The sequence below is a fragment of the Ruegeria sp. AG7 genome (assembly GCF_056541545.1).
Window position 1 is genome coordinate 1 of sequence record NZ_JBQFYP010000047.1, and the last position, 1,888, is coordinate 1,888.

General features: G+C 63.5%; 1 protein-coding gene. It reads left to right on the forward strand.

Annotated elements, in window-relative coordinates; all coding sequences use genetic code 11:
- Window positions 1–7: 7 nt before the first annotated feature.
- A complete protein-coding gene (gene xsc, locus ACR0BF_RS20285; RefSeq protein WP_209599474.1) occupies window positions 8–1,783 on the forward strand; it encodes a sulfoacetaldehyde acetyltransferase in 1,776 nt (591 codons plus the stop codon).
- Window positions 1,784–1,888: the final 105 nt, after the last annotated feature.

A 1,888-nucleotide genomic window follows, 5' to 3' on the forward strand; every position in this document is an offset into this window, starting at 1 on the left:
CACCCCTATGAAGATGACGACGGAAGAGGCCTTTGTTAAGGTTTTGCAGATGCATGGTATTGAGCATGCGTTTGGGATCATTGGCTCGGCGATGATGCCGATTTCGGACCTGTTTCCGAAGGCTGGGATCATGTTCTGGGACTGTGCGCATGAGGGCAGCGCGGGGATGATGGCGGATGGCTACACCCGTGCCACCGGCAAGATGTCGATGATGATTGCGCAGAACGGCCCGGGCATCACCAACTTCGTGACCGCCGTCAAGACTGCCTACTGGAACCACACGCCGCTTCTGCTGGTGACCCCGCAGGCGGCCAACAAGACCATCGGTCAGGGTGGCTTCCAGGAAGTCGAGCAGATGAAGCTGTTCGAGGATATGGTTGCCTATCAGGAAGAGGTCCGCGACCCGACCCGCGTCTGCGAGGTTCTAAACCGTGTGATCATGCAGGCCAAGCGCGCCAGCGCCCCGGCCCAGCTGAACATCCCGCGCGACATGTGGACCCAGGTTGTCGATATCGACCTGCCCGCCATTGTCGAGTTCGAGCGCCCCTCGGGTGGCGAAAGCGCCGTGGCCCAGGCGGCCGAGCTGCTGTCGAACGCCAGGAACCCTGTCATTCTGAACGGGGCCGGTGTGGTTCTGGCCGAAGGCGGCATCGAGGCGTCGAAAGCGCTGGCCGAGCGTCTGGATGCGCCGGTCTGCGTCGGCTACCAGCACAATGACGCCTTCCCGGGCAGCCACCCGCTGTTTGCCGGTCCGCTGGGCTATAACGGTTCGAAAGCGGGGATGGAGCTGATCAGCGAGGCGGATGTTGTCCTGTGCCTCGGCACCCGTCTGAACCCGTTCTCGACCCTGCCGGGCTATGGCATCAACTACTGGCCCGCGGATGCGAAGATCATCCAGGTTGACATCAACCCCGACCGTATCGGCCTGACCAAAGCTGTCAGCGTCGGTATCATCGGCGATGCTGCCAAGGTGGCAAAGGGCATTCTGGCCCAGCTGAGCGACACCGCCGGTGACGAAGGCCGCAAGGAGCGCAAAGAGCGCATCGCGCAGAAGAAATCGGCCTGGGCGCAGGAACTGACCTCGATGACCCACGAGGATGACGATCCGGGCACCACCTGGAACCAGCGTGCCCGCGCGGCCAAGCCCGACTGGATGAGCCCGCGCATGGCGTGGCGCGCCATTCAGGCGGCACTGCCGAAAGAGGCGATCATCTCGTCCGACATCGGCAACAACTGTGCCATCGGCAACGCCTATCCGTCGTTTGAAGAGGGGCGCAAATACCTGGCGCCGGGCCTGTTCGGCCCCTGCGGCTATGGCCTGCCCGCCGTCGTCGGTGCCAAGATCGGCTGCCCGGATGTTCCGGTTGTGGGCTTTGCCGGTGACGGTGCCTTTGGCATCGCGGTGAACGAGTTGACCGCGATCGGCCGCGAGGAATGGCCCGCCGTGACCCAGATCGTGTTCCGCAACTACCAGTGGGGCGCGGAAAAGCGCAACTCGACCCTGTGGTTCGACGACAACTTCGTGGGCACCGAGCTGGACACCAAGGTGTCTTATGCCGGTATCGCGCAGGCCTGTGGCCTGAAAGGCGTTGTCGCGCGCACCCAGGACGAGCTGACCGCGGCGCTGAACCAGGCGATCGAGGACCAGAAGAACGGCATCACCACGCTGATCGAGGCCCTGATCAACCAGGAGCTTGGCGAGCCTTTCCGCCGCGACGCGATGAAAAAACCCGTCGCAGTCGCCGGCATCAGCGCCGATGACATGAAAGCGCAGGGCGCTTAACCCCAGGACGAGGCCGGAGCACATGACCCTGACACCCGTCGAGCTGTTGCGGCAAAACGCTCCGGCCACCCGTCCCATAATCGCCCTCAGCGAAGGCAACGACCC